The organism is Mesorhizobium sp. M7A.F.Ca.US.006.04.2.1, assembly GCF_004022915.1.
GTDB lineage: Bacteria > Pseudomonadota > Alphaproteobacteria > Rhizobiales > Rhizobiaceae > Mesorhizobium > Mesorhizobium ciceri.
On the sequence record NZ_RZQA01001500.1, the window covers coordinates 1 to 722 of the forward strand.

The following is a 722-nucleotide window of genomic DNA, read 5'->3' on the forward strand; positions in this document are numbered from 1 at the left end:
GTCGGCAAGGATGTGCTTGTCAGTGAAAGCTGGCGCCATCAGTTGGTGCGTTTCGGCGGCGCGACGGGCAGCCGTTCGACGGTTCTGACGCATCTGCCGGGATATCCCGCACGGCTGTCGCCGTCCGCCGATGGTGGGGCCTGGCTGACCTTGTTTGCGCCGCGCAACCGGCTGATCGAATTCGTGCTGCAGGAAACGCATTACCGGCAGGACATGCTGAGCCAAGTGCCGCCGGCCTACTGGATCGCGCCGGCACTGGCGTCCAGCCGCAGCTTCCTCGAGCCGCTGCAATGCGGCGGCATCCGCACCATGGGCATCCACAAGCCGTGGTCGCCGAGCCGCTCCTATGGGCTGGTGGTCAGGCTCGACCAGAAGATGCAGCCGCTGTTCAGCCTGCACAGCCGCGCCAACGGCACGCGTCATGGCATCTGCAGCGTTGCGGAAAAGGACGGCCGGCTGTTTGTCGCCTCCAGAGGCGGCGACTGCGTGCTGGCGATCGACCTCGCTTCGGGAGGTTTCTGATGGAACCGATCGTTCGGCTGGAAAACGTCACCAAGAATTATCGCGGCGTGCCCGCGGTGAAGAACGTCAGCTTCGAACTGCGCAAGGGCGAGATCCATGCGCTGCTCGGCGAGAACGGCGCGGGAAAATCGACGCTGACCAAGATCATCGCCGGTGTGGTCGATGCCACCTCGGGCAAGATGTTCCACAAGGGCCAGGAA

Annotated in this window: 1 protein-coding gene and 1 pseudogene; both read left to right on the forward strand. The window is 64.3% G+C overall.

What is annotated here, in order from left to right; all coding sequences use genetic code 11:
- Positions 1-522: pseudogene (locus EN925_RS38330) on the forward strand (hypothetical protein); the annotation flags it as partial.
- Positions 522-722: ATP-binding cassette domain-containing protein (locus EN925_RS38335; RefSeq protein WP_128337490.1), on the forward strand; the 201-nt coding region annotated here is incomplete at its 3' end. The pseudogene EN925_RS38330 and the gene EN925_RS38335, both read left to right, overlap by 1 nt.